The organism is Clostridioides sp. ZZV15-6598, from assembly GCF_020657705.1.
Lineage (GTDB): Bacteria > Bacillota > Clostridia > Peptostreptococcales > Peptostreptococcaceae > Clostridioides > Clostridioides difficile_F.
Window position 1 is genome coordinate 1 of record NZ_JAGWCS010000056.1, and the last position, 24,397, is coordinate 24,397.

Consider the following 24,397-nt stretch of genomic DNA (forward strand, 5'->3'; position numbering starts at 1 on the left):
CCATATTTTTCACCAGTAAATCCTTTTGGCCCTATATTTAATCTTGAATCTTCTCCATAATAAGTTGAGAATAGTTGGAATAGGTGTATTAGTAAAAGAATATTCAATTAAAGAGATAAATAAGGATGATATAGATGTTAGTAAGTATATAGAATATGCTGATTTGGCAAGTGAAAATAATGCACAAGTTAACTGGAAGTACGTAGCTTCTATCATCGCTGTATTAAATAAAAATAAGTTAGAAAAAGTTAATGATTCACAAATAAAAGAAGTATCAGATTTATTTGTTAAAAACTTCTCTAAAAATAATAAGGTAGAAAATCTAAGTAGTGTTTTAGAGGCGTTAAAATTTAACAATAAACAAAAAAGATTGGTTAATGATTATATAGATAACCTTAAAGATTATGGTATAAAGCCAGAAAGATTAAAATCTGATACACAATATATGAAATTTATTAATGAGATTGAAACATCAGCTATACAAAACTATAAAAATTATAAAATACTGCCATCTATAACTATTGCACAAGCAATAATTGAATCTAGTTGGGGTAAATCAAGTTTAGCAAAAGAGTATAATAACTTATTTGGTATAAAGGCTGATGCTTATTGGAAAGGAAAATCTGTTACTTTAGAAACAAAAGAACATTTAGATACAATTATAGATGATAAATTTAGAATATATGATGATAAAAGCGAATCTATAAAAGACCATGCAAAATTTTTAGCTACAAATAAAAGATATAAAGCCAATGGTGTATTTGATGCAAAAACATATATCTATCAAGCTAAAGCATTAGAAAAAGCAGGTTATAGTACTGCAAAAGATGAAAGTGGAAATAACATATATGCAAAACGTCTAATAGAATTAATTCAACAATATAATCTTCAATTAATAGATAGTGAAATTCAAAGTAAACTGTAACCTTGACGTAACATAAGGATGATATATTTATCGAGGAGGTGGCTTTTATGAAAAAAATATTCTCGGTATTTACAAGTTGTATAATTATTGCAACTACTATCACTGGATGTAGTAGTAGTGAGGCGATTAATGACACGTCATCTATGTATAATGTCAAAAATTTGGATTTTAATTTTGAAGTGAAACCAGAAACTTTTGAGGTATCAGTAGAATCTAATGGTTTAAAGGAAAATGTATCTGAACCACTAAAAAAAAGGAAAGTATCAAATCTTAGAAAGACAAAGACAGAGACATCATGGACTTATCCTGATGAAAACATAGACATAAATATAAAAAAAGAAAAAAACTATTTAGATGTAAATATTAAATCTAATTCAGAAAAAGAAGCGAGTTTTAACTGGCCAAGAGTTGAAGGTGAAAGTTATGTGTTACCACTTTATGAGGGGAAATTTATACCAAGTGATGATAAGTATTGGAAAGAGCATTTAAATGAATCAGCTTATAATGTCATAGAATCCTTTTCAATGCAGTTTTTTGCAGTAAATAAGGCAAAGTATTCTGTGCTTTATATTATTGAAAATGAATTTAATAATGAGATTAAATTTAATTCTAAAGATAAAATTAATTTTACATTTACACATGAATATCCAAGTATAAATGAAAATAAAGAATATGGATTTAAAATATATTTGACTGACAAAAATATTACAGATGTAGCCAAAACCTATAAAAATTATGTGGTTGATAAAGGGGAGTTTAAAACATTAGAAGAGAAATCTAAGGATAATGAAAACATTAAAAAGCTTTATGGAGCACCACAGATTTATTTTGCAGACAAATCTATAATAACAGTAAGTGATATTAAGTGGGACAAATTAAAGAAAAATTTATCAGATGATTTAATTAATTGGATGAAAGAACTTTTAAGTAAAAAGCCTGATAATAGTGAATTTATAACAGTGCTTAATCAGATAAAAAATTAAAATTATATAGATAAATATCAAAAAAATCAAATAGTTCAAGCGTTTAATCAAGTTATGCAACTAAATACTTTTTACAATAGTAAGGTTTTTGATAGTAATGATAAAGAAATAAAAAAAGTATTGGATAAAGGAATATCTAAATTAAATAGAGTAGAGCTTATAGAGTTCAACAAGAAGTTATTAAAATCAAAACTAGGGGATAGTGTGAATAAAATTGATACATGGGCAAGATATAATACAATTGATGTAATTAATGATATGAATAAATCTGGTATTGCTAATGCTTGGATAGGGTTTGATGATATGGAAGAAGGTTATATATCGCCAGAGATAGTCAAAAGAGCTAATGATTTAGGTTATCTTGTAGGACCATATGATTCATACCATTCTATACACAAGCCAGGGGAAGAAAAATGGAGTACGGCATCATTTAAAGATAAGTCACTATATGAAAATGCTACTATAGAAAATAAAAAAGGTGAAAAAGAGTCTGGATTTCAAGGAGAAGGAAGACAACTAAATCCTACATTGTCTTTACCAAGTGTAAAAGAGAGAGTAAAAAGTATATTGGATGAAGGGTATGAATTTAATTCTTGGTTTATAGACTGTGATGCCACAGGAGAAATTTTTGATGACTATTCTCCAAATCATATAACAACACAGTCACAAGATTTAAAGGCTAGACTTGAAAGAATGTCGTATATAAGAGATAATGCAAATATGGTTATAGGTTCAGAAGGGGGAAATGACTTTGCAAGTAGTACTATAGCATTTGCACATGGGCTTGAGACACCAGCGTTTGCTTGGGTAGATAAAGATATGAGTAAGAATAAAGAAAGTGAATACTATGTTGGCAGATACTATTCTCCAACAGGAGGAGTGCCAGAAGTATTTTCAAAGCAGATACCTGTAAAAGAAAAATATAAAAAAGTATTTATAGACCCAACTTATTCTTTGCCTTTATTTAGATTAGTTTATAATGATTCTGTTGTATCTTCTCATCAATGGTTATGGGGAACTTTCAAAATTAAGGATGAAGTTGGAAGCCGAATGATGAAAGAAGTATTATATAATACACCACCTATGTATTATATAGATAGAACTGAATGGGAAAAACATAAAGTTGGAATAATTTCTCATGATAAGGTATGGTCAGAGTTTAATAAAAAGGCTATTAAAAGAGAAATGACAGATTTTAAGTTTATTTCTGATGATAGATTAGTTCAAATGACTAAATATGGAGATGATTTAAAAGTAGTAGCTAATTTCTCTGAAAAAGATGTTAAATATGAAAATGAAATTGTAAAATCAAATTCTTTGGTAATATATGATAATAATAAGAAAGTTATGTATAAACCAGAACAATAGATTTAATGAAAATAAATTCTATTAAACTCACATATAAAGTAATATTTAATTAGATTATATAAAATAGTGACTATATTAATTTTAATAATTAAGATAGTCACTATTTTCATATCATTTTTAATATTGAAAACCTTGCTCCAGTAATATTAAATATCCGAATTATTCCAACATATATCCTACCCACTGTACCTCTTAATAAATATAAATTTCATTTTATTTTTTTTATTTTAGACAATATATTGACTTTTTGGGTTGGAAATAGTATTCTTAATTAAGACATCATATTGTCTATTTTAAGTGATATTATTTTATGAAAGAATCAAATTTGAAAAGCTTAATAAACACTAAAAACAAATACTGATTCATATAGAAAGGAAAGTATTAGAGAAAATGAATACAATCATTAAAGTTCAAGATTTGGTAAAAGTATTTGATAATCAAGAGGTTATCAAACATTGTAATATAAATGTAGAGAAAGGAAGCATTTATGGATTTTTAGGTGCAAATGGAGCTGGAAAAACTACAGTACTAAAATTGATAGCAGGTTTATTAAAACCAACCACTGGGAACATAATAATTTCTGATATGAATATATCAGAAAATCGTAATAATATTTTAAGAAAAATTGGATGTATTATAGAAACACCAATTTTTTATGAACATTTATCAGCTGAGGAAAATTTAAAGATACATAATGCTTACATGAATTTTTCTGGTGCGGATATAAATGCTGTTTTGCAAAAAGTAGGACTAGAAAATACTGGAAATATACAGGTATATAAGTTTTCTTTGGGTATGAAGCAAAGGTTGGGGATTGCTCGTGCAATCATACATAATCCAGATATTCTTTTACTTGATGAACCTATCAATGGTCTTGATCCTATGGGAATAAAACAGATGCGTGATTTATTCATATCACTTGCAAAAGAATATGATATGACACTTATTATTTCAAGTCATATATTAAGTGAAATAGAGTATATAGCTGATACAATAGGTATTATTTCGAATGGAAGTATTTTAAAAGAAATTCCTATGTCTACAGTAAAACAAGAATTTCCTAATGGTTTGGAAGAGTATTTTTTTGAAATAATGAATGGAGGAAACAATTGTGTATAAACTTATAAAATTAGAACTAAAAAAAAATAAAATTCGCCCTTATCTTCATGCCATGGGTATCATTACCTTATGTGTATTAGGATTTTTATATACATTTGCTATGATTGCTTATGTAGGAGGGGATACAGATTCTGCTGAGTTTTCTAATTACCATAATATTTGGGTAATTACTAACGTTCTACAAATGTCAGCTTATGCCATTTTATCAGCTGTATTGTTTTCCACATTTGTTATAAAAGAATATTCTGGAAAAAATGCAATTTTGATTTTTACTTATCCAATAAATCGAAAGACTTTATTGAACTCAAAGATTGTATTAATCGCTACATTATGTTTGAGCTCTATGTTGCTTGGAACGATTATTTCGCTACTTATATTTACGATGACAGAAGCTGTTTTTCCTATGATTTCTGATAGTTTTACTATTGGATTGTTTTTTAAGATTATCATTGAAACAATTTTGTGTGCTGTATTCTCTTTATTTATAGGTGTAATTTCGGCTAGCATTGGATTTCGAAAATATTCCATTCAAACAACAATTATAGTCTCTGTTATTCTTGCCTCATGCACTGCTAACATTGTAACAACTATGATTCACACATATATTCCTTTTATTATTATCTGGATAGTAGCAGCAGTATTAGCTGGGCTTTCATATTTATGGCTTATCTCAAAAGTTGAAGATATAGAAGTATAATTGTACATTTAATAAAGTTAGTTGTAATGAATAAAGCAACAGATAATAATATGTCATATTTTATTTATCTGTTGCTTTTTAACATTTTGTGGATGATTAAAGTATGTTTTTCAATCAGTTTGTATATTTAAAAATAACTATAAATAGTATATTTCTTTTACTCTAATTACCTGATTTAGCATTCTTATATAGATACTTAGCAAGAATTGAAATTAATAGCATAATTATGAACATACATACTATAGGTATATAAACTCTAGAACTGAAAACTTCAAATAATTTTCCATGCATAATTTGACCAACTGGAGCAACACACTGTGATACAGCTGTAATAGTAGCCATTACTTTCCCCAATAATTCATTAGGAGTTTGTTTTTGAACAATAGTTAAAACGAATATAGTAATAATTGTCATAGACATGGCTATAGGTATAACACAAATAAATAATAATATAAAAGATGGATAATATCCTAGTCTAAGCATTGAAGGTGAAATAGAAATAGCTATTGGTATCATCAAAATACTAATTAACATTAACCAGCGATACAATGTATTCATTTTCATTTTTTTAGCAAATAGACCTATTGAAAGAGCACCTAAAACACTACTAAATTCAATAATTCCTATCCCTATACCATACATATTATTACTACTATGCATTGTTATACGTAAAATATATTGTATTCCTACAAGTAAGAATGGAGTCAAAAATAAATTTAAAGAAGCAGCTAGAATCATGGCTTTACTAATATAAGATTGTTTTATAACATAAGAAAAACCTTCTTTCATATCACCAACTATTGTTGATACTATGCTTCCATTAACTTCTCTTTTATTAAAAGGGATATGAATAAACATTTCCATTACTGCGGATAGAAAAAATGCAATACAACTTATAATAAGAAGCATCTTAATTCCAATAAGACCATACAATAAACCTCCAAGAACAGGAGCAAACATACTTGAAAGAGAGCTTATTCCATTTACAATTCCATTTGCTTGTTCTAAATCTTTTTCATTTACTATTAAAGGTATACTTGCTTGCACAGTAGGTTGATACATAGAACTAATAATTGACAATAGTACCATAATAACCCCAATTAATATAATTGAATTGTTTAAAGAGGAAAGAAGACAAATAAAAGTAAAAATAATAATCGAACTCATAAAATCAAATATGACCATTAGATTTTTACGATTAAATCTATCAGCTATTGCACCTCCAATTGGAGAAAATAAAAGAGGTATGTTTGATATTGCATATAAAGCTGCAAATATGTCTGCACGTCCTGTCGTATCTAAAATATAAGTGGAAAGCCCAAATCTTAATAACGATGAACCAAGTATAGAGATAATTTGACCAAGTACTATTAGATTAAAATTTTTATTAAAACAGCTATTCATTTTATTTAAATTTTGCATTTTTAGAACACCTCACCTTGAAAGACTGACCGTCGGTCTAATAAAGATTATAATCAATTATAAATAAGAAGTCAATAGATATGCTTAATTTATAATTTTAAAATTATATTTTTAGTTTAAATAAAAGGTATGATATCTATCAAAAATATATAATATCTTATGAATAGACGATATTTAATTTGATATTAAATTAAAAATAGTAATTTGAAATAGTTATAATGAATAGTATTAATATATAGATATAGGGAGATTGATGAAATCATGTATGAAAAAGATAAGGTTATATATAATTTGGAAGAATGTGAAAGTCTAGAAAATACATTTTACTTTTCTCAATTTAATACATATAAAAATTTTAAACTAGTTTCTAAAAAATCTGGAGTAAATTTATTAGACACATCTGTTTGTGGCATGAATATCCACGATATAAAATTGATTGATACAATAGAATGCATATCGTTAGAAGATGAGCAGATGACGGGTAAAAAGTTGATTTTAGTTGGTGATATAAATACTAATATAAGGTTAGAAAATGTAAGTAATGCTAAAAGAAATAGGAATTCTACAAAGAAAAATATACTTGAATTAAAAATACCTTTTAGTACATTTATACAAATGCCTAGAGGAGTAAAAAATAACGATAAAATTAATTTAAAGTATCTTATACAAGATATAACATCATCTATATTAGATGACAATAATTTATTTATAAGTGTAACTACAATTATAAGTTATGATAACAATTTTAAAATAAGATAACATTTAAATTATAGAAAGGTGGATGCAATGAAAAGTATCAATGAATATGGGGGAGATTTTAGTTATAAGCTATTATCTAGAAGCCCTATAATAACAAAAACTACTTTTAGTAATATGGTTTCAAATGATATGAGTGGAAATATTTTAAAGGTAGAAAAATATGTTGATAAAGAATGTGCATCTGTATTTGATATTTTAACATATACTATTGTTGTTACAAATATAAGTAGTCGCAAAACTGGAAATATATTTTTTAAAGATTATATTTCTAAATACATAAAGTTTATAAATAATACTGTAGAAGTTAATGGTATTAAAAAAGGTGGATTAAATCCACAACAAGGTTTTTACATAGGTAAGATAAGTGGAAATTGTAAAAAGATAATATCTTTTAAAAGTATAGCATTAGCAAATTCAGCATGTAGGGTTATAGAAAACCATGCTAATATATATTATTATTATAAATATGATATAGAAAAGTTTCCAATGAAAATATCAATAGAAAGTAACTACGTTTATACAAGTATTAAAAAAGCTGTATTTAAACAATTAAATATAAGTAATACTTTAAAAGCCCCTAAAAATCTAAAAGACATATTAAAAGTGAATACAAATAGCAAAATACTCAATGTAAAACTTATAAAAAATCCTATAAATAAAGAAAAAGATTTGAAACTATGCAATTTAATAATAGTTGGAAGTATAGAGTTTGAAATGGATTATAGTTGTAGAGATTATAGTGGGTTTAAAACAGTAAATAAATTAGATAATATTGATGATATTCAAGAAGATAAGTACTATAGAAGTAATATAGAAACGGACAAAAACAATACTAAAAATTACAAAAATCAAATGAATATTAATGCTAGCAAAATTAAAAAAGTGACTAAAACTTTTGGTTTCTCTTGCTTTATTTGTTCACCTGTTGGAATAGTTTATGAAGATGTAAAAAGTATAAAGATAAAAACTGAACAGGTATCAATAAATGAACTTAATAATGGTGAATTATTCATAAATACATCACTTTTATTATACTATTAATTAGTTGTACATAAAATGTAAAATTACTAAAATAACTATATAGTTTAATGTATGCAAATATTATTATAGATTAGATATAAGGTGATAATTGTTGTTAAAATAGTATCAATTATAAAAAATAAGTTAATCAAGCAGTTATAAATTTAATAACCACAGTATTCTTAAGTATACACCAAATAATTCAATGTTTTTAATAGAGACTGTTAGATAATGGGTTGAACTATAATACTTATATCGGATTTACAGTAGATACTATGAAATAGGGCTAAATAGTAATTGTAATAAATAAAATTAAGCATTTAGATTTACGCTAAAATAAGACAAATATGTTAAAAAAATGATAAGTTATGAGAACTTTTGCCATCTTCAATTAATATATTATTACTAGTAATAACTTTAAAATCATATTACTATTATACAAATTTTAGCTTTAAAAGAAGGTGACAAAAAGTAAATGAAAATATGCATAACAGTAGGTCATAGTATACTAAAAGGTGGAAAAAGCACAGGTGTAAATGCAATAGTTGATGAGTATAGTTATAATAAAAAATTAGCTCCTATGTTAGCAGAGATGCTTATAAGTCAAGGTAATACAGTAGATGTAATAATTTGTCCAGAAAGACATTTTGTAGCCGAAAAGGAAGAGTTTTTTTATAGAGTTCCAAAAGTAAATAGTGGCAAATATGATTTACTAGTAGAGCTACATTTAAATAAAAGTGATGGAAAAAGTTTTGGAGCAGAAGTACTTTATTATGGTAATGAAGGATTAGAATATGCTAAAAGAGTATCTAATAAACTTGGGGAATTATTTGAAAATAGAGGAGCCAAAAAAAGAGAAAATTTATATATATTGAGAAACACCAATCCAGTTGCAATACAAATTGAAAGTTTTTTCTGTGATAATGTGGATGATTGCAATAAAGCCAATGAAGCGGGTTATGACTATATAGCACGATTAATTACAGAAGGTATTTTGAATAAAGATATAGGTATGTGAGATTATGGTAATTTAGGTATTGATTAATACCTTTTAATCTTAGATATAAATTGAAAAATTGTCTAGAAATATAAGTTAAGCCTAAAAGTATACTAATTCAGTTTATTTAAATCAATTTAATTATGTAAAAAAATACCCCTTGAAAATATTGACTTATCAATGTTAATAAGGGGTATTTTTTTAGATTTTATTTTGATTTAAGGACTAGTTTATAATTTTTTTGCCAAAATTTATATATGTAGAATGATAAAAAGTATAAAAATATCGATGTCTTACATTATAATAATATAATGGAGAAAAATATAATTGATAAGATGAAAATAAACATAATAAGGTGGTAATATATGAAATATACATTCGAAAGTTTTAAATTAGATAAAAAAATACTTAAGTCATTAAAAAATTTAGAATATAATGTACCTTCTAAGGTACAAATAGAAGTTATTCCAGAATTGCTAAATAATAAAAACATAGCAGTAAAATCAAAAACAGGAAGTGGGAAAACAGCAAGTTTTGCAATACCTATATGTGAAAATATTGATGTAGAGTACAATAGTATTCAAGCACTTATAGTAGTACCAACGAGAGAATTAGCACTACAGGTAAAAGATGAAATATCAAGTATAGGAAGGTTAAAGAAGGTAAGATGTAGTGCCATATTTGGTAGACAATCTATAAAAGAACAAATAGCTGAGTTAAAGCAAAGGGTTCATGTCGTTGTAGCTACTCCAGGTAGAATAATTGACCATATAAATAGAGGTACTATTAAGTTAGAAAAAATAAAGTATTTAATAATAGATGAAGCTGATAAAATGTTTAACAAAGGTTTTCTTGAACAAATGGAAGCAATATTAACAAATATACCTAAAGAGAAAACCTTAGGTCTTTTTTCAGCCACAATAGGTGAAGAGATAAAATATATATGTGAAAAATATATGCCAGATTATAGTATTATAAATGTAGAGGGAAATGAAAGTAATACTAATGAAGGATTGAGACAAATAGATGACAAAATAATCAAGTCAAAGGAAAGAAATAAGTATGTAGTTTTAAAAGAATTAATATACAGTGAAAATCCAAGAAGTGTAATAATATTTTGTAATACTAAAGAAAAAGTATCTAAACTATATAATAAAATGAGTAAGGAAGGTTTTTTGGTAAGAGAGTTACATGCAGATTTATCACAAGAAAAAAGAATATTTGTGATTAAGGATTTTAAAAATATAAAATTTAATGTATTAGTCAGTAGTGATGTAGCATCTAGAGGAATACATATTGATGATATTTCCTTAGTAATAAACTATGATGTGCCACAAGATAAGGAAAACTATATACATAGAATAGGTAGGACTGGTAGAAAAGGAAATAGTGGAAAAGCTATTACTATAGTAAATGAAAAGGATGAAAAATATATAGAAAATATAGAAACATATGTAGGATATAAAATAAATGAATTAACTAATATAGAACAAAGTAGTATTATGCAGGGTAAAGTTTTATTTGAAGAATATTCAAAAGAAATTTTGAAAGAAGTATCAAAAAGAAAAAAAATAGATAAAAATCCACACAAAAGTAAATGTATAAAACCAAATCTAGAAAATGAAGTAGTTAGATTATATTTAAATGCTGGGAAAAAGAAGAAAATAAGGGTTTTAGATATAGTTGGAGCATTTAGCAATATAAAAGGTATTACTAATGATGATATAGGTGTAATCGAAGTTCAAGATTTATGTTCATATATAGATATATTAAATTATAAGGGAGATTTAATATTAAAAAGATATAAAGAGATTCCTATAAAGAAAAAAATGGTTAAGGTAAAAAGAGATATACGATAATTCAGTTATCATTATTAGTTAATTATTATAATAAATTGGATTGGTTTTGTATTTTCTAAGTATAATGAGATTATAAAAGCTAGATAAAATAAAATTAAAAGAAAGAGGTATTATATGAAATATTTTGGAAATGGATTAAGTGAAGTACACAAAGAATTAAATAAAATCATACGCAAAGAGGAAAAAATAGAACAGGTAAAAACACTATTTTTGGAAATTCATTCAAAATTACATCTCTCAGAAATATCAAATACAGAAAAAAATGAAGTGGATAAACTTATTCATGACTTAAACAGAAATGAATATGCTATTATGCCAACAAATAAAGACGAAACCATTGCATGGGTTTTGTGGCACATTTCAAGGATTGAAGATTTAACAGTAAATGTACTAGTTGCCCAAAAAGAACAAATTTTTAATGAACAATGGAAAGAGAGATTGAATGTTTTCATTGCAGATACAGGAAATGCTCTATCTGATGATGAAATTATGAATTTAAGTAAAAGTATCAATATTGATGAATTGCTTTGCTATCGAAATGAAGTTGCAAAAAATACAAGAGAGGTTGTTAAGAGTTTGAAAGCTGAAGATATGAAGCGAAAGGTTTTTCCAATTGATTTAGAAAGGATTTTGGCGACTGGTGGAGTAACAAAACATGAAGATTCTATTTGGTTATTGGACTTTTGGGGGAATAAAGATATTGCTGGCATTTTGCTTATGCCTCCTACTCGCCATGTTATACTTCACTTGAATGATTGTTGTAAATGGAAAGAACATTTTCGTACAAAAAAGAAACTTTATAGAAGTTAAACTACAATAAATTAAGTAAGCAACAAATCAACAAAAGGTCTTATTGATTTTAAATATACTCTAAGTTATACTATTTTTAAGTGTTTATGACAATAGTCATTTTAAATGCAAGTCATAAACATATATTTATAGAAATATTAAAGGGGGAAATATATGGCATATTTTAAATATGATGACAAACAGTGCTACTATAATGAAATTGGAGATGGTACACCATTACTTTTTTTACATGGAAATACAGCTTCTTCTAAGATGTTTGATGAGATAATCAATTTTTATAAAGATGAATACAAAGTAATACTAATTGATTTTGTAGGTCATGGCAAATCTCAAATGGTTGATAAGTTTTCTTCCGATTTATGGTTTGATGAGGCTATGCAAGTTATATGTTTTTTAGAAAAAATGAACTATAAAAAAGTAAACATAATTGGTAGTAGTGGAGGAGCTCTTGTTGCATTAAATGTTGCACTTGAAAGACCTGATTTAGTGAATAAGGTAATTGCAGATAGTTTTGAAGGAGAGGTTCCTCTAGAGTCATTTGTACAAAATGTAAAATTAGAGCGTGAAGCATCAAAGCAAGATGATGATGCAAAAGCTTTTTATATTTACAATCAAGGTGAAAATTGGGAGCAAGTAGTAGATAATGATACAGAAGCTATTTTTGAACATTATAAAACTATAGGCAAATTTTTTCATAAGCCTCTAGAAACTATGCAACCAGATGTGCTTTTAACAGGAAGTAAAGAAGATGAGTTTGTATCTCTAGTATCTCATGATTTTTTTGAAAATACTTTTTCAGCACTTCTTGAAAAAATTAAAAATGGGAAAATACATCTATTTAATAAAGGTGGGCATCCTGCAATTTTATCAAATGGTCTTGACTTTTCGAAAATAGCTAAAGATTTTTTAAAGAGATAGTTTAAAACATTGTAGAACAACCTGTTAATCTCAACAATAAAACCTAATTTTTTAGTCTGTTCCTTTTGCGCTTCCTGAATTGCAGATTGTTTGAGTTTTAATTTTAGATAAATAAAGAGCCGATAACCACGAGAAATATTCTCATAGATTATCGGCTCTGCGTCTGTGCATATGGCTCTTTGATAACTGAAATATCAGTTGTTTTATGTTGATTAAAGTTTCTTGCTTATATTTAGGACAACACAATGGGAAATTTTCAAGTATAATATCTAATCGAATTCTCAGCCTTGTCTTATTGCCGTATACAAGACAGTGTATACATTATATTTTCATAATGCTTTACCTTTATTTCGATAAATAATATAGAACTCGATTATTAAAGTCTTTTGCTTCCTCATATGCAGCATGTCCAAAATCTTTATATATAAACAATTCGCTATCCTTAATTTTATCAGCTAATTCAGCAGAAGAGGTCACACCAACTATTTTATCATTAGCGCCTCCAATTACCAAAGTAGGACAAACGATATTATCCAATTCTGTATATGCGTCATGTTGAACACAAGAGGCTGCTTGTATGAGAAATCGGCTAAAATCTTTAGGTTTACCTACTTTCCCAAGTAGGGGGTAAAACAAACGATATTTTTTTAGATAATTCTCGGAATAAGACTTTTCTGCCGTGTCAATCATTAGCTGTTTATAATTTTCTTGTTCTGCCAACGCAATCCAATTTCTAACAACTTCTTGTATGTTTTTATTCTGCTTTGATAGAGTAACTGCTAATATGAGCTTCTCAACTAAATCGGGGTAATCAATGGCAAGATACTGGGCTATCATTCCACCTTGAGAAATACCTAAAATTTTAGCTTTATTGATACCAAGCAATTTCATGGCTTTCGCCTGGTCTTTAGCCATATCTCTTGTAGAATAGCCCTCATGTAACTGATTTTTCCTGCTAAAAACATATACTTTGTAGTCTTTGGCATACTTTCGATATGCCATAGCCATAGCGATAGCCATTCTTTTGACTGTGGTTAATCCGTCGCCCAGTCCAGGAAGCATGATTAAAATATTATTCCCCTTTCCAAAAGAGATATAGTCCATATCCGTATCATCAATGCTGATATACCCACCTTTTGCTCTCCAAAACATAACTTTCTCCTCCTTTTATTTCAAAAGCCCAATTTTTAATATTTCCATATATCCTGTTAGGCTTTTTATGTATTCATTTTCTATATGTTCAAACGAATAGTTATCTATTTGAACACTTCCCAAAAAATCCTCATTGAAACCTTTTAGAAACCACTTCAAAATGTCAATAGTTTTCTGCTTATCCCAACGAAAATTACTCAAATCAATATCTTTAATTAGGTTATAATATACGTCCAATTCCTTAATACCGTACCGTTCTATGGTCTTTCGATAAATCTCGGTATCGCTTTTTGTAAATGCGCCTATTACCAATTTTGCTTTTTCAGGGTTTTGAATATACCAAGAAAATTCTAAAGCAGAATATTCAATTACTCGTTGGAATAACTCTGATGAAAGGTCGCTTGTCTTTTTTTCCAAACTTTCAATGAAATCTGCTGTAACTGTATCAAGTATGAAAAAATACAACTCTTCTTTATTGGGAAAATATTTAAATAGACTACCTTTACTAATACCGGAACTTTTAACCATTCTATTAGTGGAACTATTTGTGTAACCGTATGTTGCAAATTCGGATATTACCACATCAATAATCTTCCTTTGTTTGTCTTCATTTAGCTCAAAAAATAATTTTGTAGGCATGACACCCTCCTTGCAAAGTGACCACATGGTCATTCGTTTTGTATAATAGTAGTGACCATATGGTCACTACTATTTAGTATACTTACTGCCTTCCCACTTGTCAATAAGTTTTGCAAAAAAGTTACAAGCAGCGATAATATATGTTCTATTTGAACGATTTATAAAAAGTAACAAATATTGCTTGTAAAAAGGATACTTGATTATTTCATAGAATTTATCAAGTATCCTTTTGCTAAATCAATTGACATAGCTTTTCTAATGAGGCAGATTTATACTTATTTTTATTTATTACTACAGTAATATCATTAAAAAGTTTAAAAGCAGGAATGAATATCTGTATAAGGTTTCCTTTTTCTATTTCTTGCTCAACTAGAATTTTAGGAAGAATTGAAACACCTAAACTATTTTTAGTAGCTTCTATTAGGGATTGTGAATCTACACTTTCCCAGCTTGCATGTACTTTGTAACCTTGCAAGGTTACTGCCGATTCAAAAGTTTCGCGTACAGCACTTCCTCTTTCTCGTAATAGTAAATCCATACCCAATAGTTGAGATAAACTTAATTCGGAAGTACTGCAATAGTTTGGTGAAGATACAATACATAATTCATAAGAAGAAAATTTCCTGATTTCTAATGAGCCTTGTATGATTTTTCCTTCAATAAAAGCTATATCAACCTTTCCTTGTTTCAATAATTTTAATGCTTTTAATGCACTATGGACTTCAACGTTAATCTTAGTATTTGGAGATATTTCTTGAAATCTCCTTATTAATTGAGGAAGCCATATTTGAGCAAACGTAATACAAGAAGCAATATGTATGGGAGTTTCATACTCTAAGTTTTTAATCCTTGATTCAACATTTTCTAGATTTTCAAGTATTGGTAAAATTTCTTGTAAAAGAAGTTCTCCAGTTTTTGTTAATTTAACACTTTTATGTAATCGCTCAAATAATTTGGTTTCAGCTTCATTTTCAAGTTCCCTTATTGCATGAGAAACTGCTGATTGTGTAATAAATAGATTATTTGCAGCTTTAGTAAAATTTTCTACTTTTGCAACTTCTCTGAAAATAATGTAATGTTTAAAATTCATAATCAGACTCCTTTACTCATGAATTAAATTCATGTCTGCAACAATATTTTATCATTTTACAAATATCAGTACAACATTTATAATATGTCCATGTGCACATAGAAAGGAATATTATGAAAAAAAATCTTAGATTGTATTTATGGCTTTGCTATATAAATTTATTTATAAGTGCATTTACTTTTGGTGGAGGATATGTTGTTGTTCCTATGATAAAAAAGTACTATGTGGTGGATAAAAAAATATTTAGTGAGTCAGAGCTTATGGAAATGGCTACAATTGCGCAATCTTCGCCTGGAGCAATTGCAATCAACTTAAGTATTTTAGCAGGCAAAAGAACAGCTGGATTTATAGGAGTAGTTATCAGTTGTATTTGTTCAATTATCCCTCCTATAGTAATTTTAGGACTTGTTTCAAGATGGTATGTTGCATTTTCTTCGAATATTTACATAATTGCAATCTTAAAAGGTATGCAAGCATGTGTTGCTGCATTGATTGTAGATTTAACTATAGATATGTATAAAATGATTCTTAATGAAAAATCAATGCTATTAAATCTATTAGTACCATTTTCATTTATTGCTTGTACTTTCCTTAAAATTAATGTAATACTCGTATTACTTTTAAGTTGTTTGATTTGCTTATTTACTATATATATTCAACTTCGAAAAAAGGAGAGGAGTATATGATTATAAATTTATTCTTTACGTTTTTGAAAATAGGAATGTTTAGTATAGGTGGTGGTTATGCTATTATTCCACTTATACAGGAACAGGTAGTTTTTAAGCAAGGATGGATAACAGAAAAGGTCTTTACTGATATTATTACAATTTCTCAAATGACTCCTGGACCATTAGCGGTTAATACTTCTACCTTTGTTGGTATGCAAGTGGCAGGAATTGAGGGTGCTATATCAGCAACAGTTGGCTGTATAATATCAGGAATAATTATTTCTATATTTTTATATGAATTTTTTAAAAAATATAGAAATTCGAAATTTGTTTTTGAAATTTTAAATGGACTAAAAGCATCATCTTTAGGATTAATCATCTCAGCAGGATTTACAATTATATTGTTGACATTTTTTGGTTCTTCAAATTATTATATTACCAATATTTTCAAAAACATAGATATTGCAGCTGTTATTTTATTTTGTTGTTCACTGTACTGTTTACGAAGATATAAGATTGGACCTATACTTATGATGGTATTATGTGGATTGTTTGGATTAATTGCATATTTATAAAAAAGGTTAGTAGATAACTAGAGAAAGGTTAACATACAATGTACAAAGTTTAAGATATTATGGAGTCTCCTATATTTTAGGAAACTCCTGTTTATCAACTATAAATAATATAGTAGTATTTTATTTATCATATATATCACTTTCAATTAAACAAGTCCATTATCTCATTATCAGATAAACTTCTTAATACACCTTCATTAGAAAGTTCTCCATTTATAAATTGATTTATGAGCTCTTTTTTACTTTCTTGTAATTTTATTATCTTTTCTTCTATAGTGCCTTTAGCAATTAATTTTATAACTTGTACTACATTTTTTTGACCAAATCTATGAGCTCTGTCACTAGCTTGATTTTCTACTGATGGATTCCACCACGGGTCAAAGTGAATTACGATATCAGCAGTTGTAAGATTTAATCCTGTACCACCTGCTTTTAAAGATATTAAAAAAACTTTTTTGTCAGTACTCTTATTAAATTTATCTACAAGTTCAAGTCTTTCTTTAGCACTAGTTTTACCATCTATATAGTGATATGCAATTTTACACTTATCAAGTTCTTTGCCTATATTTTTAAGGACAGATGTAAATTGTGAAAATAATAATATCTTGTGATTTTCATTTATACTATCTTTAAGTATTTCTAGACATGTTTCTATTTTTGAACTTTTTTTATTATAATCTTTTACCACTATACTTGGGTCTAAACAAAGCTGTCTTAGTTTAGTTAAATAAGAGAAAATAACTATTTTATCTTTCTTAAGATTCTTATCTTTCATTTTATCTTGTATATCTTTTGCATATATACTATATATTTTTTTCTGCTCCTTGTTTAATTCAACAAAAAAGTTTTTCTCAATCTTATCTGGGAGTTCTTTCATTACCTCTTTTTTACTTCTTCTAAGAATAAAAGGCTTTATAAGTCTTTTTAAATTCTCAACATTAGCTTCTTTATTTATAAATAACTCTTGAAATTTTCCTCTACTATATAAATATCCAGGCATTATAAAATCAAATATGGACCATAACTCTATTAAATTATTTTCCATAGGTGTACCAGTAAGTGCAAATTTGTTTTTGGCATTTATATTTTTTACAGCTTCTGTTACTAAAGCCACTGGATTTTTAATGTTTTGAGCCTCATCTATTACACAATAATCAAAAACTATTTCGCTATATTTTTCTAGGTCATTTCTAAGAGTACCATATGTTGTAAGAATTACATTAAAATCGTTTATTTCTCTAAAGCATTTTTCTCTATCTTTTTTATTTCCATGTATCAATAGAACTTTTATATCTGGAGCAAATTTTTCAAATTCATTTTTCCAATTATAAATAAGTGATGTTGGCGTAACAATAATACTTTTTTTATTGGATAAGGATAATAAAAATGTAATAGTTTGTATTGTTTTTCCAAGTCCCATTTCATCAGCTAATATACCACCAAATTTATAAAAATCTAAAACTTTAAACCAATTAAAGCCATTTATTTGGTAGTCACGTAAATTTGCTTTTAAATTACTTGGAATTTCTGGATTTATAACATTAAAATTTCTAAATTTTTCACATGTATTTTCTAATTCTTTTTTACCATTTATAAATTTTAAGTTTTTACCTTTTATCATTTCATTTATATACAGAGCTTTATTATTATGAATTTTATTATCTTTTGATTTATCAATTACATCCAAATTTTCAGCCAGTTCAAAAAAATCCTTAGTTTCTTTTTCTGATAAGTCTATAAAACTTCCATCTTTTAGTTTATAAAAAGTACGTTTTTCTTGGAGAGCTTTTAGAATATCTTTGTACTCTTTTGGATTTATATCAGATATATTAAAATTAAATTCTAGATAATTTTGATTAGTTTGATTAATTGAAGCTTGAATTGATGAAGAATTATATATTTTCTTCAATTTAAACTTCTCAGAATAATAGATATCTCCAAATTCCTTTAAAGATTCTAACTGTAAATCTAAAAATGTAAATAGGTCATAGTCAGTTCCTTTAAATGTATATCTGTTATTTTCTTTTACAAATTGCGAAGAAAGCATTTCATTTTCAATTTTAGCCTCCTTTTGTATATTAGGAAGTATAAATTTTTTACCATCTTCATCATCATAGATATACTTTATGTCGCAACATACATTGCCATCAATTATATCAAAGTAAAACTCTGTTTCAAAATCGTTTGTGATATTATTTTTTATGTTTTCATCCAAATAAACTTCTTTGGATATCGACTTTAATTTAGGTACTAATAGCCCTAAAACATCTTTAGAGTCTTCTTTATCAAATTTTAATTCATTAGATTTTGATAATACTTGATAGATTTTTGAATAATCTCGAGCCTTTTTATGAGACAATAAGTAGATATTATTGTCATATAAAAGAACATCATTTTTTCTAGTAAGTGGAACAGGTAGTAAGTTTTTGGAAGATAAGACAATTTTATCTTCTATATTTTTAAAACTAAATTTTATTGGTAAAATATCACTTAATACTTTTGGATGATATTCTTCCTTAGAAAAAATAAGAGTAAAATCCTTGTGTTTAAGAGCATCTAAAAATTGTTTTAGAGAACTCATATTTATTTCCATGAACTTTTTTGAGTATGACGAAGAAAAATTATATGAAAGATTTGTGCCATATTCTTCTATCATATCTATCAACTTCTCATCTTCATCAGCAAAATAATGAATGTTAGGATTATAAATAAATTTTTTTCCAAATTCCAATTCATATCCATTGAGTTTTGAATATGCAAATTCAGTAATGTTTTTTAAAATATACATTTTATCGATTCCAATTTTAAACTCAGCAATTGCTTTATTTGAATCAATGCTTAATAATACATCTAAATTGACTCTTTCTTTTTTAGTATCATTTAAAAAAGAAAGTAGTTGTTTACTTAAATCCAAACTGACTTTAGAATCAGTATTAGAAAGTTTATTCTTATCATCATCTAATATGTCTATTAGAACAGGAGGAATGTCATTTTTACTTTTTATTTGCTTTAGGCTTTTTATTACTATAGCAACTAGATGTTTACATATAAAGATGTTTCGATTTGTAATATTTGATTGACAATCAACACAGCTACAGTCACTTTCAATTATTTTAAAGTGTTTTATATCTATTGTTATTGAATTAAAATAAAAGCTATAATTATCCTCAGAATTGACTCCACCACGAAATGTTAGCAAGTTATTTTGTAAGTCATCAATATCAATATCTATATAATCAACTAATTGATTATTATAGTATTTTATACCTCTTGACCATCTTGATGGTTCTGTATTTCTTTTGATTAATTTATATATCATATCTATTTTCATCTTATTCACCTTACCTCACTGTATATATTATAATCTAAATCTATTCAATTTACACTCTAAATACAGTGTTTAAATTAAAGCATATGTAAATAGTTTTTATCTATTGCGAAATATATATAAATAACAATTTGCTATTAGATTTTTATTGTAATATCCTGTAAACTAGGAGTGAAAAATAATGATTTAAGTAGTTTATTAACGTATATAAAATTTAATTATTAAAAATATATTTTAAACTTATGATATATAAAATTAAAAGAATGTATAATAATTATAGTGCTTTATATTTATCATTGGGAAAGGAAAATATTGATATGGATAGTTATAAATTGATTAAGGCTAAGATACCATGTGAAGAAACAGGAATAGAAATAAAAAGGACTTTATGCGACATTTGTTCTCCAGGAATTCATTGTGGAATTGATGCGTATGTCAAAGATGGCAAAGTAATAAAAATAGAAGGTACAAAAGAGCATCCAATGAACAGAGGGTTGTTGTGTACAAAGGGTCTTTGTAATAGAGAATATATGTATAGAGAAGATAGAATAAAAACACCATTGAAAAGGATTGGAAAAAGAGGTGAAGGGAAGTTTAAGCCAATATCATGGGAAGAAGCTTATAGTGAAATAGGCGAAAAATTAAATAAAATAAAAGACGAATATGGAGCAAAACATGTAGCATTTTTTACAGGTTATGGAAAGTGGTATAGACCGTTTTTACAAAGGTTTGCATCTTCATTTGGTTCTCCTAATTATGGTACAGAATCAAGCTCCTGTTCAACATCAGCACAAATGGCTGGAAATGTTGCAACTGGAAGAAATTTTACAATGCAGGATATGGAAAATGCAAAAACTTATTTAGGTTGGGGATTTAACCCATACTACTCTAAATTTTTAAATAGTGTAAATCTAAGTAAACTAAAGGAAAAAGGTTTAAAATTTATAATTGTAGACCCTAGGATAACACCAACAACTCAAAAAATAGCAGATTTGCATTTGAGAGTTAAGCCTGGGACTGATGGAGCTTTAGCTCTTGGAATGGCCAATTTATTTATAGAAAAAGATTTGATAGATAAAGAATACATAGAAAAACATGTACATGGGTTTGATGAATACAAGGAATATGTAAAATTATTTGATTTAAATACTGTCAACAAAATTACGGGGGTTTCTAAAGCTGATTTAGTAAAAGCTGTAGAGATGTTATCGAAAGGTCCATTTTGTATAAATGAAAGTGCTGCTCCAGTAGTTCATCATCAAAATGGATTTCAAAATTATAGGGCAATGATGTCTCTATCTGCTATAACAGGTAATTATGATAAAATTGGAGGTAATATACCAAAACAAGATTATTTTGCTGGTAAGGTGGGAGGATTTCAAACATTAGAAAAAGAGTTTGTAAAAGAAGTTCTACCTAAAAATATAAATGAAAGAATTGGTGGGGAAAGATTTCCTCTTTGGAATGAAATGGTCACTCAATTTCAAGCTATGGATTTAACTCGACAAATAGAAGAAAAGACACCTTATGAAATAAAAGCACTGTTTTGTCATGGTATAAATGCGAGGATGTTTCCTAATTCAGGTAGGCTTTTTAAAGCATTAAACACTGTAGATTTTTTTGTCAATATAGATTTATTTATGACAGATGCATCAAAATATGCAGATATACTTTTACCTGCATGTACATCTTTTGAAAGAGAAGAATGTAAGAGTTATCCAGGTGGATATATTACATATACTAAAAAAGTAATTAATACATTATATGATTCAAAATCAGATGTAGAAATACTTTCTGACCTAGCAAATGTTATGGACATAGATGATGATTTGCTAAAAGCAGGTTATGAAGCAAGTATAAGATATATGTTTAAGGAAACCTGTGTAGATGTAGACGAACTTAAGGAAAGTGATTTACCACTAAAATGTAAAGATTTTAAACCATATGAAGTAGGCTCATACACAAGAGAAGGATATGATACCAATACATCTAAGTTTGAATTAAAATCTACAATTATTGAGAAATATAAAGGGTTTGGATTAGATTCATTACCAACATATAAAGAGTTTAATGATGATATAGATGAGTATAATTACCTATTAACATCAGGGGCAAGAATAGCAAATGCATTACACTCAAGACTTCATGATGTTAGGCTTTCAAGAATATTAAAAAATGAAGCTAGTTGTGATATTTCTAGTCTAGATGCAAAAGACTTAGGTATTAATAATGGAGATTATATAAAAATAACTACTAAAATAGGAAGTCTAAATGTAAAGGCCAATATTACTGACAGAGTTTTATATAAAAATATACACATGTATCATGGATATAGAGAAGCTGATGTAAATAGTATCATCTGTGATAATTTTGACCCTTATAGTGGATTCCCTGCATATAGAAGTTGTAAGTGTAAGATTGAAAAAGTGAATAAATAATTGGAGGGATATAATGAAAAGTTTATTTAAATTTAATAAAGAATTATGTACAGCATGTGGAGCTTGTTTACTTGCTTGTATAGACCAAAATGATAATGATGTAGATAAGGGTGAACTTTTTAGACGTGTATTTACAATGGAAGAAGGAGAAAAGGTAGAATATTTTTCATTATCCTGTGTTCATTGTGATGAAGCAAAATGCGTAGATGTATGTCCTAAAGATTGCTTTAAAAAAGAAAATAAATTTGTAATACTAGATAATCAAAACTGTATAGGATGTAAACTTTGTGAAAAAGCTTGTGAATATGGAGCTTTAATTTATGGAAATGATGGTAAGGCAAATAAGTGTAATGGTTGTATTGAAAGAAATGAGTGTGGTATGGATGCACCTTGTGTAATGGTATGTCCTACAGGAGCATTAAAGTTTAATATGGAAGTAGATTAAGTATAAAATATAACTTATGCTTAGATATAAAATGGATTTTATAAAAGAGTATATTAGATTTGTATAAAAAAATTTAATACACTCTTTTTTTATGTACATACTTATAAAATAAAAAATTAAGATACTTATAAGCTTAAATTTTTATTTTATAAAGTTTATTTTATGGATTACTAATCAAGTAATATGTTTAAGAATTTTTCTTTATGATTTAAAAAATCTTGAGTAAGTTGATAATTTTCACTTTCCTCGCATTTAACTTTATTAATACTATTATCCTTTATTTCATAAATAATTGAATTAGGATAACAAATTAATATGGGTGAGTGTGTTGCTATAATGAATTGGCAATTTTGAGTTACTAATTCATGTAGTCTTGTTATAAAAGCCATCTGTCTAGCAGGTGAAAGTGCTGCCTCTGGCTCATCTAATATATAGATACCTTCTTTAGAAAATTTATGAATAAACAATGAGAAGAAAGATTCACCATGAGATTGTTCATGTAGTGACACCCCTCCATAATAGTCTATAGTTTTTATCCCTGACGAAAATATAGGAGAACTATCGATTGCAGTAGCTACATTATAAAAAGATTCAGCTCTCAAGAAAAAATTTTGCTTAGGTTTTTTAGGTCCCTTTGTGACTGTTATATGTTTATGAAGTTCAGAGTGGCTATTATAAGTATTAAATCCAAAGTTTTTTGTCCCACCTTCAGGATTGAATCCATATTCAATGGCTATTGCTTCTAATAATGTTGATTTTCCACTTCCATTTTCACCAATTATAAAAGTTACATTTTTATGAAACTCAAGTTGATATAAGTTTTTTATTATTGGGAGATTAAATGGATATTCATTTATATTATGTATACCTTTTCTGTTTAATTTAACTGACCTAATATATTGATTTATTTTTTCAGTATTCAAATTCAAAACTCCTTTTATCGATTTTAATATACTTATTATAACTTAGAATTAGTGAGTGTACTTAGATTTTTATCTAATAAATTTTGATATAGACATTAATAATATTCAAATTGGAATTTAGATATCGATATGCTACATATTTAGATATGTAGAGTATCAATTATCAAAAGCCTTACTCTAACAATGAATAATTTTAATTGTTCTTAAAATATTTATTTTAGAAAATTAAAATGTTTTATACTTTTAACAATAAAAATATATC

General features: G+C 26.9%; 21 protein-coding genes and 2 pseudogenes. 15 read left to right on the forward strand and 8 right to left on the reverse strand.

Annotated features, from left to right (window positions below; genetic code table 11):
* Window positions 1-86 (reverse strand): annotated as a pseudogene (locus KGF50_RS22560) (hypothetical protein); the annotation flags it as partial.
* Between KGF50_RS22560 and KGF50_RS11950 the strand changes: the two are divergent.
* The 5 genes from KGF50_RS11950 (at window position 65) to KGF50_RS11970 (ending at window position 5,092) form a co-directional block, all read left to right on the forward strand.
* Window positions 65-925, forward strand: a complete 861-nt coding sequence (locus KGF50_RS11950; protein WP_227848245.1) for a glucosaminidase domain-containing protein — start codon at window positions 65-67, stop codon at window positions 923-925. The pseudogene KGF50_RS22560 and the gene KGF50_RS11950 overlap by 22 nt on opposite strands.
* Window positions 926-972: 47 nt before the next feature.
* A complete protein-coding gene (locus tag KGF50_RS11955) occupies window positions 973-1,908 on the forward strand; it encodes a hypothetical protein (RefSeq protein WP_227848246.1) in 936 nt (311 codons plus the stop codon).
* A 54-nt stretch (window positions 1,909-1,962) separates the two neighbouring features.
* On the forward strand, window positions 1,963-3,276 hold the full coding sequence (locus tag KGF50_RS11960; protein ID WP_227848247.1) for a glycoside hydrolase: 1,314 nt from the start codon (window positions 1,963-1,965) through the stop codon (window positions 3,274-3,276).
* Window positions 3,277-3,666: 390 nt separating this feature from the next.
* Window positions 3,667-4,395, forward strand: coding sequence for an ATP-binding cassette domain-containing protein (locus KGF50_RS11965; RefSeq protein WP_227848248.1), 729 nt, complete (start codon window positions 3,667-3,669; stop codon window positions 4,393-4,395).
* Window positions 4,373-5,092, forward strand: coding sequence for an ABC transporter permease (locus KGF50_RS11970; protein ID WP_227848249.1), 720 nt, complete (start codon window positions 4,373-4,375; stop codon window positions 5,090-5,092). Before KGF50_RS11965 ends, KGF50_RS11970 begins: the two co-directional genes overlap by 23 nt.
* Window positions 5,093-5,254: 162 nt before the next feature.
* Here KGF50_RS11970 and KGF50_RS11975 read toward each other — a convergent pair whose 3' ends face one another.
* Window positions 5,255-6,514, reverse strand: a complete 1,260-nt coding sequence (locus tag KGF50_RS11975) for an MFS transporter (protein WP_227848250.1) — start codon at window positions 6,512-6,514, stop codon at window positions 5,255-5,257.
* Window positions 6,515-6,775: 261 nt separating this feature from the next.
* On the opposite strand from KGF50_RS11975, the gene KGF50_RS11980 reads away from it, so the two are divergent.
* The 6 genes from KGF50_RS11980 to KGF50_RS12005 all read left to right on the forward strand — a co-directional run bounded on the left by KGF50_RS11980 (window position 6,776) and on the right by KGF50_RS12005 (window position 12,877).
* Complete coding sequence (locus KGF50_RS11980) at window positions 6,776-7,273, forward strand: SPOCS domain-containing protein (RefSeq protein ID WP_227848251.1); 498 nt, start codon at window positions 6,776-6,778, stop codon at window positions 7,271-7,273.
* Between the two features lie 27 nt (window positions 7,274-7,300).
* On the forward strand, window positions 7,301-8,314 hold the full coding sequence (locus KGF50_RS11985; RefSeq protein WP_227848252.1) for a DUF11 domain-containing protein: 1,014 nt from the start codon (window positions 7,301-7,303) through the stop codon (window positions 8,312-8,314).
* A gap of 454 nt (window positions 8,315-8,768) precedes the next feature.
* Window positions 8,769-9,311, forward strand: a complete 543-nt coding sequence (locus tag KGF50_RS11990) for an N-acetylmuramoyl-L-alanine amidase (protein WP_227434839.1) — start codon at window positions 8,769-8,771, stop codon at window positions 9,309-9,311.
* A gap of 344 nt (window positions 9,312-9,655) precedes the next feature.
* On the forward strand, window positions 9,656-11,149 hold the full coding sequence (locus KGF50_RS11995) for a DEAD/DEAH box helicase (protein WP_227848253.1): 1,494 nt from the start codon (window positions 9,656-9,658) through the stop codon (window positions 11,147-11,149).
* Window positions 11,150-11,359: 210 nt separating this feature from the next.
* Window positions 11,360-11,959: a DinB family protein gene (locus KGF50_RS12000; RefSeq protein WP_227848254.1), complete on the forward strand. Its 600-nt coding sequence runs from the start codon at window positions 11,360-11,362 to the stop codon at window positions 11,957-11,959.
* A gap of 153 nt (window positions 11,960-12,112) precedes the next feature.
* Window positions 12,113-12,877, forward strand: coding sequence for an alpha/beta fold hydrolase (locus tag KGF50_RS12005; protein ID WP_227848255.1), 765 nt, complete (start codon window positions 12,113-12,115; stop codon window positions 12,875-12,877).
* A 148-nt stretch (window positions 12,878-13,025) separates the two neighbouring features.
* Here the strand turns inward: KGF50_RS12005 and KGF50_RS12010 are convergent.
* The 4 genes and pseudogenes from KGF50_RS12010 to KGF50_RS12025 all read right to left on the reverse strand — a co-directional run bounded on the left by KGF50_RS12010 (window position 13,026) and on the right by KGF50_RS12025 (window position 15,758).
* Window positions 13,026-13,195, reverse strand: a pseudogene (locus KGF50_RS12010) (cysteine-rich KTR domain-containing protein).
* Window positions 13,196-13,222: 27 nt separating this feature from the next.
* On the reverse strand, window positions 13,223-14,029 hold the full coding sequence (locus KGF50_RS12015) for an alpha/beta fold hydrolase (protein ID WP_227848256.1): 807 nt from the start codon (window positions 14,027-14,029) through the stop codon (window positions 13,223-13,225).
* A gap of 15 nt (window positions 14,030-14,044) precedes the next feature.
* The gene (locus tag KGF50_RS12020) at window positions 14,045-14,668 is read right to left on the reverse strand and encodes a TetR/AcrR family transcriptional regulator (protein WP_227848257.1); all 624 of its coding nucleotides are present in this window, start codon (window positions 14,666-14,668) and stop codon (window positions 14,045-14,047) included.
* A 232-nt stretch (window positions 14,669-14,900) separates the two neighbouring features.
* Window positions 14,901-15,758 (reverse strand): LysR family transcriptional regulator, encoded by an 858-nt coding sequence (locus KGF50_RS12025; RefSeq protein WP_227848258.1) that lies wholly within the window; start codon window positions 15,756-15,758, stop codon window positions 14,901-14,903.
* Window positions 15,759-15,871: 113 nt separating this feature from the next.
* Here KGF50_RS12025 and KGF50_RS12030 point away from each other — a divergent pair, with 113 nt between their 5' ends.
* Together KGF50_RS12030 and KGF50_RS12035 are read left to right on the forward strand one after the other, a co-directional pair.
* Entirely contained in the window at window positions 15,872-16,444 is a 573-nt protein-coding gene (locus KGF50_RS12030; protein WP_227848259.1) for a chromate transporter, read from the forward strand.
* Complete coding sequence (locus tag KGF50_RS12035) at window positions 16,441-17,001, forward strand: chromate transporter (RefSeq protein ID WP_227848260.1); 561 nt, start codon at window positions 16,441-16,443, stop codon at window positions 16,999-17,001. The genes KGF50_RS12030 and KGF50_RS12035 overlap by 4 nt, the downstream gene beginning before the upstream one ends.
* A 142-nt stretch (window positions 17,002-17,143) precedes the next feature.
* On the opposite strand, the gene KGF50_RS12040 is transcribed toward KGF50_RS12035, so the two are convergent.
* Complete coding sequence (locus KGF50_RS12040; RefSeq protein WP_227848261.1) at window positions 17,144-20,332, reverse strand: DEAD/DEAH box helicase; 3,189 nt, start codon at window positions 20,330-20,332, stop codon at window positions 17,144-17,146.
* A 260-nt stretch (window positions 20,333-20,592) separates the two neighbouring features.
* On the opposite strand from KGF50_RS12040, the gene KGF50_RS12045 reads away from it, so the two are divergent.
* Together KGF50_RS12045 and KGF50_RS12050 are read left to right on the forward strand one after the other, a co-directional pair.
* Window positions 20,593-22,767, forward strand: a complete 2,175-nt coding sequence (locus tag KGF50_RS12045; RefSeq protein ID WP_227848262.1) for a molybdopterin-dependent oxidoreductase — start codon at window positions 20,593-20,595, stop codon at window positions 22,765-22,767.
* 13 nt (window positions 22,768-22,780) lie between these two features.
* On the forward strand, window positions 22,781-23,212 hold the full coding sequence (locus KGF50_RS12050) for a 4Fe-4S dicluster domain-containing protein (protein ID WP_227848263.1): 432 nt from the start codon (window positions 22,781-22,783) through the stop codon (window positions 23,210-23,212).
* A gap of 170 nt (window positions 23,213-23,382) precedes the next feature.
* Here KGF50_RS12050 and KGF50_RS12055 read toward each other — a convergent pair whose 3' ends face one another.
* Complete coding sequence (locus tag KGF50_RS12055; RefSeq protein WP_227848264.1) at window positions 23,383-24,135, reverse strand: AAA family ATPase; 753 nt, start codon at window positions 24,133-24,135, stop codon at window positions 23,383-23,385.
* Window positions 24,136-24,397 lie beyond the last annotated feature (262 nt).

What these genes read in the sequence shown, in the direction of transcription:
- KGF50_RS11955 (WP_227848246.1), top strand. Translation starts at nt 973, where the DNA reads ATGAAAAAAATATTCTCGGTATTTACAAGTTGTATAATTATTGCAACT.
- KGF50_RS11960 (WP_227848247.1), top strand. Translation starts at nt 1,963, where the DNA reads ATGCAACTAAATACTTTTTACAATAGTAAGGTTTTTGATAGTAATGAT.
- KGF50_RS11965 (WP_227848248.1), top strand. Translation starts at nt 3,667, where the DNA reads ATGAATACAATCATTAAAGTTCAAGATTTGGTAAAAGTATTTGATAAT.
- KGF50_RS11970 (WP_227848249.1), top strand. Translation starts at nt 4,373, where the DNA reads ATGGAGGAAACAATTGTGTATAAACTTATAAAATTAGAACTAAAAAAA.
- KGF50_RS11975 (WP_227848250.1), bottom strand. Translation starts at nt 6,514, where the DNA reads ATGCAAAATTTAAATAAAATGAATAGCTGTTTTAATAAAAATTTTAAT.
- KGF50_RS11980 (WP_227848251.1), top strand. Translation starts at nt 6,776, where the DNA reads ATGTATGAAAAAGATAAGGTTATATATAATTTGGAAGAATGTGAAAGT.
- KGF50_RS11985 (WP_227848252.1), top strand. Translation starts at nt 7,301, where the DNA reads ATGAAAAGTATCAATGAATATGGGGGAGATTTTAGTTATAAGCTATTA.
- KGF50_RS11990 (WP_227434839.1), top strand. Translation starts at nt 8,769, where the DNA reads ATGAAAATATGCATAACAGTAGGTCATAGTATACTAAAAGGTGGAAAA.
- KGF50_RS11995 (WP_227848253.1), top strand. Translation starts at nt 9,656, where the DNA reads ATGAAATATACATTCGAAAGTTTTAAATTAGATAAAAAAATACTTAAG.
- KGF50_RS12005 (WP_227848255.1), top strand. Translation starts at nt 12,113, where the DNA reads ATGGCATATTTTAAATATGATGACAAACAGTGCTACTATAATGAAATT.
- KGF50_RS12015 (WP_227848256.1), bottom strand. Translation starts at nt 14,029, where the DNA reads ATGTTTTGGAGAGCAAAAGGTGGGTATATCAGCATTGATGATACGGAT.
- KGF50_RS12020 (WP_227848257.1), bottom strand. Translation starts at nt 14,668, where the DNA reads ATGCCTACAAAATTATTTTTTGAGCTAAATGAAGACAAACAAAGGAAG.
- KGF50_RS12025 (WP_227848258.1), bottom strand. Translation starts at nt 15,758, where the DNA reads ATGAATTTTAAACATTACATTATTTTCAGAGAAGTTGCAAAAGTAGAA.
- KGF50_RS12030 (WP_227848259.1), top strand. Translation starts at nt 15,872, where the DNA reads ATGAAAAAAAATCTTAGATTGTATTTATGGCTTTGCTATATAAATTTA.
- KGF50_RS12035 (WP_227848260.1), top strand. Translation starts at nt 16,441, where the DNA reads ATGATTATAAATTTATTCTTTACGTTTTTGAAAATAGGAATGTTTAGT.
- KGF50_RS12040 (WP_227848261.1), bottom strand. Translation starts at nt 20,332, where the DNA reads ATGAAAATAGATATGATATATAAATTAATCAAAAGAAATACAGAACCA.
- KGF50_RS12045 (WP_227848262.1), top strand. Translation starts at nt 20,593, where the DNA reads ATGTATAATAATTATAGTGCTTTATATTTATCATTGGGAAAGGAAAAT.
- KGF50_RS12050 (WP_227848263.1), top strand. Translation starts at nt 22,781, where the DNA reads ATGAAAAGTTTATTTAAATTTAATAAAGAATTATGTACAGCATGTGGA.